Consider the following 5,117-nt stretch of genomic DNA (forward strand, 5'->3'; position numbering starts at 1 on the left):
GTATTGGATTCTTACTAATTAATACCATCGTCGCACTTACAATCGCAAATGCAGATAATAGATAAAATAAAATGTCTACTGTACTCATAGTATTGTTTATGCTTCTACTCCTCTAGCCAAAGCTAAATCACTTGCTTCGGTCTTTGGATTTGGGATTAATAAATCGGGTTTGCCATAAATAAATCCTTTACGTGTATAATTTGCAGGTGCAAAAGTTTCACTTAAATAAATGGCGTCTTTTGGACAAGCTTCTTCACATAACCCACAGAAAATACAACGCAACATATTGATTTCATAGATTTCGGCATATTTTTCTTCGCGGTACAAATGTTCTTCGCCTTTTTGACGTTCGGCTGCCTTCATGGTAATCGCTTCCGCTGGACAAGACAGGGCACACAAGCCACAAGCTGTACAGTTTTCACGTCCTAGTTCATCGCGTTTCAACATGTGTTGTCCACGATAAACAGGACTAAATTCTCTAACTTGTTCAGGATACTGTATGGTTGCCTTTTTTCTAAAAAAGTGTTTGATGGTAATCAATAAACCTTTCACTATGGCAATAAGGTACATTCTTTCAAAAAAAGTCATTTCCTTGTTGGAAACTTGCTTTTTTCTTCCTGATAATGATACTGTTTGTATATTCATTTTTATTTTTATTTGAAGCTATTCCTGCTATCCGTTTCAATCTGTCATTGCTTCGTTCCTCACAATTACAGGATTTCCACTTCTATCAGGGCTAAGCTTATCGATGTCCTTTATTTTTTAAACCCTATTTTCGTTCTTTCTACTTTATTATCTTGCTTATCTATCAATTCGTCCAGATAACTAAAAACCAATTCGATGTTTTTGTCTTGGTTAGTTAATTTCTTTTTAATTAATTCAATTTCCAAAGAAAGATTAAGATTATTTATCAGGTAATCTCTCATTTTGGTAAACACTCTAATAATGTGAATATTAACTTTAACTGCTTGTTCACTATTTAAAACACTTGATAACATTGCTACTCCTTGTTCTGTAAACACAAAAGGTAATTTTCTCGTTCCACCCCAACTTGATGTTCCATTTTGGAATATCAAAATTTCAAATTCTTCTTTGGTTAATTGAAACATAAAATCCTCTGGAAACCTAAAGAAATTTCTTTTTACTGATTTGTTTAAATTCCCTGTTGTCACACCATACAATTCTGCTAAATCTCTGTCAATCATTACTTTTTGATTTCTAATAAGTAAAATTTTACTCATTATAAACTCTTCGGTAATTGCTAACTCTGCACTCATTTTTTTATTTTTGTTTTAAGTGGTTGCAATATGCAACCAACTTAATTTGTTTATTTACAGTATTTTAAATGTTTTATTGTTTAAACGGGTTGCAATTTATGACCGCCTTATTTTTTAAACCCTATTTTCGTTCTTTCTATTTTGTTATCTTGTTTGTCAATCAATTCGTCCAGATAGCTAAAGAGTAATTCTACATTCTTATCTAATCGTCTTTTTATTTCTTCAATATCAATTTTGGAATTCAAATTATTAATAAGAAATTCTCTCATACTTACAAAAATCTCAATAATTTTTATACTCATTTGAGTTGCTTTCTCACTTTTTTCAACATTTGATAATTGTAAAATTCCGTGTTCTGAAAAACATAAGGCAACGAACATCCTAATGCTTGTTTATAAGGTATCGCATTTTGCGATACCTTTAGTTTTTACACATATTAAACAACTTAACTGTCTGTTTTTTAGATTTTTATTATTAAAAAATATTTAAATATTTGTCAAAAATGCTTCTTTTTATTGTTATGGTGTCGCAAAATGCGACACCTTTAGTTTATTTTTTTACATTTAATTAATGTAACTATTTTAAATAATTAATAATAAAAAACTTGATATCTCATAATGCGAATTCAAAATTTTACTTAAATACCAAGAGGCAAATTCCAGTTATTATTATATTGAAAATGGAAAGTGGAATTAAAATCTTCCAACCCAAATTCATCAATTGATCGTATCTAAAACGTGGAATTGTCCATCTAATCCACATAAAGAAAAAGATGAAGAAACATAATTTTGCAAATAAAGCTCCAATTCCTATAACGTTTGCAATATTAACGCCCCAATGTTCCAAAGCCCAACCCATTCCTGGATAGTTGTAACCACCAAAGAATAAAACAGCTATAATGGTTGACGAGATGAACATATTAGCATATTCTGCAAACAAATAAAATCCCATTTTCATCGAGGAATATTCGGTGTGATAGCCACCAATTAACTCCGACTCACATTCTGCTAAATCGAATGGTGTTCTGTTAGTTTCTGCAAAAGCACAAATTAGGAAGATTAAGAAAGATAAGGGTTGATAAAAAGCATTCCAATGAAAACCATATTGTTGTGCTGAAATTTCTTTTAAACTCAACGTTCCTGTCATCATTAATAAGGCAATCATCGATAATCCCATAGCGATTTCATAGGAAACCATTTGCGAAGCGGCACGAACGGCACCCATTAATGAGAACTTATTGTTTGATGCCCAACCACCAATCATGATTCCGTAAACACCAATAGAAACTACGGCAAATATGTATAACAAAGCACTATCGGTATCCGTTGCTTGTAATTGTACTGTTCTTCCAAAAATTTCTAATTTGTCGCCCCAAGGAATTACGGCACTTGTCATTAAAGCAGCAGTCATAGCGATGGCTGGTCCGAGAAAGAAGAGAAATTTATTTTTAGTATTCGGTTCAAATTCTTCTTTTGCAAATAGTTTCATTCCATCGGCAAGTGGTTGAAATAAACCGCCCCAACCTGCACGATTTGGCCCAACTCTGTCTTGAAGAAAAGCGGCTACTTTACGTTCTGCCCATGTGGAATACATTGCCATAATCATAGTTACGGCAAAAACAACCACAATCAAAACGCTTTTTTCTATAATAAAGGCACTATCCATTTTGTTTTGAATTTACTGGGTTACCATCAATTTTTTCGTTGTAATCTATCTCGGCCATACTTATTTTTTTACGGTCGATATCTCTACCTTGAAGAATTCCTTTTTCGGTAGCAATAACTACTTTCTCTGTTTTTCCGTAATATTTACCTTGGTTGATAACTGAATCTTTCTCGAATTTTCTTGGACCTTCAATCACCCAATCCGCAACGTCTTTTTTATCAAAACGGCAAGTATTACATATGAATTCTTCTACTTCATGATACTCATCTTTGCGAGCAGTTACTCTCTGAATTTCGTCACCAAACATCCAAACGGTAGTTTTTCCGCAACATTTGTCACAATCTCTGTGAGCATTAAACGGTTTGTTAAACCAAACTCTCGATTTGAAGCGGAACGTCTTATCCGTTAAAGCACCAACCGGACAGACATCAATCATGTTTCCAGAAAATTCATTGTCGATAGCTGTTGATATACAGGTAGAAATTTGCGAATGGTCACCACGATTTAAAACACCGTGAACTCTTTTATCCGTCAATTGGTCGGCAACTTCCACACAACGTTGGCACACGATACAACGGTTCATGTGCAGTTGAATTTTGTCACCAATATCTTCTGGCTCAAAAGTTCGTTTTTCCTCTATGAAACGTTGTTGCAATTTGCCGTGTTCGAAACTTAAATTTTGTAAATCACATTCTCCTGCTTGATCGCAAACCGGGCAATCTAATGGATGATTGATTAAAAGGAATTCGGTTACCGCTTTTCGAGCTTCGGTAACTCTGTCGGATTTTTTGCTGGCTACTTCCATTCCGTCTTGACAACCTGTTACACACGAGGCAACAAGTTTTGGCATCGGACGAGGATCGGCTTCACTACCTTTGGTAACATCCACTAAACAGCAGCGGCATTTTCCGCCTGTTCCTTCTAGTTTAGAATAATAGCACATGGCTGGTGGGACTGATTCTCCACCAATCATACGAGCAGCTTGTAGGATGGTGGTTCCTGGTGCTACTTCAATTTCTTGACCGTCTATGGTTACTTTCATTTTTTATTTGTTTAAAGGTTTAAAAGTTTAAGTGTTTTCACTTCTAACTTCCAACTTCTAACTTTTTTAATACTATTATTTACTTTGCCAATCCACTTGCAATATTTGGAGAAGCAGGATTTACGCTCAATTTAAAATATTTTGGATGAACTATCAAATCCATATCTTCCATAGGTATTGCACCTAATAAACACTGATCGCCTAAAACCATGGCACCCACGAAACAAATTCTGTTTTCAAATGCTACTTTTATTGGACCAACATAAGGAACTATTTGTGACGTACCATCAGCAAGTGTTACTTCTCTTTTTTGCAATTCGGATAACTCTAATTGGTTAGCTACATGTTGTGGAATGTACAAATAAGTTGCTCCAGTATCTACCAAACTTACAACTTCAATAGGTTTAATAGTACTAATAACTGGATTTGATAATGTTATATTTGAATATACAAGTCCCATATTATTTTTATAAATTTTTACAAATATTCCTAAAGTTTATTCTTTAGCCCCGATTGTAGTGTAAATCCTTTGCTTTTTTCTTTAAAAAAGCAAAGATTGCAACGAAAAGCGGGAAAATGGTTGGTAAAAATGCCCAAACCATTTGCTTTAAATTAATTTAAACTTCTTGCTTTGCTATTAAATCCTTCACTTTTTCAAAAGGTTCAGCAACAAAATGATTTCTATTTTTTACTTTTTCAGGAAAACGAATATGGTACTCAAACTCGTCTCTAAAATGACGAATTGCTGCAGCCACTGGCCATGAAGCCGCATCACCTAAAGGACAAATCGTATTTCCTTCAATTTTAGATTGGATGCTCCATAACAAATCTATGTCTTCTTCGCGTCCTTGTCCGTTTTCGATTCGCCACAACACTTTTTCCAACCATCCTGTTCCTTCTCGACAAGGCGTGCATTGTCCACAACTTTCATGGTGGTAGAATCGTGCAAAATTCCAAGTATTACGAACGATACAAGCTCGGTCATCATAAACAATAAATCCGCCTGAACCCAGCATAGAACCTGTTGCAAAACCACCATCTGATAAACTTTCGTAAGTCATCAAGCGGTCTTCACCAGCAGCGGTTTTATAGATTAAATTCGCTGGTAAAATTGGCACCGAACTTCCTCCAGG

The 5,117-nt window shown here is 34.5% G+C and carries 7 protein-coding genes; all 7 read right to left on the minus strand.

From position 1 onward, the window contains the following. Positions 1-96: 96 nt before the first annotated feature. A complete protein-coding gene (locus ACK5ON_RS11540) occupies positions 97-645 on the minus strand; it encodes a NuoI/complex I 23 kDa subunit family protein (protein WP_409822587.1) in 549 nt (182 codons plus the stop codon). Positions 646-755: 110 nt separating this feature from the next. Then, a complete protein-coding gene (locus ACK5ON_RS11545) occupies positions 756-1,277 on the minus strand; it encodes an ORF6N domain-containing protein (RefSeq protein ID WP_409822590.1) in 522 nt (173 codons plus the stop codon). Between the two features lie 107 nt (positions 1,278-1,384). Continuing rightward, the gene (locus tag ACK5ON_RS11550) at positions 1,385-1,657 is read right to left on the minus strand and encodes a hypothetical protein (protein WP_409822592.1); all 273 of its coding nucleotides are present in this window, start codon (positions 1,655-1,657) and stop codon (positions 1,385-1,387) included. Between the two features lie 253 nt (positions 1,658-1,910). Then, positions 1,911-2,942, minus strand: coding sequence for an NADH-quinone oxidoreductase subunit NuoH (gene nuoH, locus ACK5ON_RS11555; RefSeq protein ID WP_396175566.1), 1,032 nt, complete (start codon positions 2,940-2,942; stop codon positions 1,911-1,913). Continuing rightward, positions 2,935-3,984, minus strand: coding sequence for a 2Fe-2S iron-sulfur cluster-binding protein (locus ACK5ON_RS11560; RefSeq protein WP_409822595.1), 1,050 nt, complete (start codon positions 3,982-3,984; stop codon positions 2,935-2,937). Before ACK5ON_RS11560 ends, nuoH begins: the two co-directional genes overlap by 8 nt. 79 nt (positions 3,985-4,063) lie before the next feature. Beyond that, positions 4,064-4,444, minus strand: a complete 381-nt coding sequence (locus tag ACK5ON_RS11565; RefSeq protein WP_409822598.1) for a clan AA aspartic protease — start codon at positions 4,442-4,444, stop codon at positions 4,064-4,066. Between the two features lie 157 nt (positions 4,445-4,601). Further along, on the minus strand, positions 4,602-5,117 hold a 516-nt coding region (locus ACK5ON_RS11570; protein WP_409822601.1), incomplete at its 5' end, for an NADH-ubiquinone oxidoreductase-F iron-sulfur binding region domain-containing protein.

This window comes from Flavobacterium sp. (genome assembly GCF_046317795.1).
Classification (GTDB): Bacteria; Bacteroidota; Bacteroidia; order Flavobacteriales; family Flavobacteriaceae; genus Flavobacterium.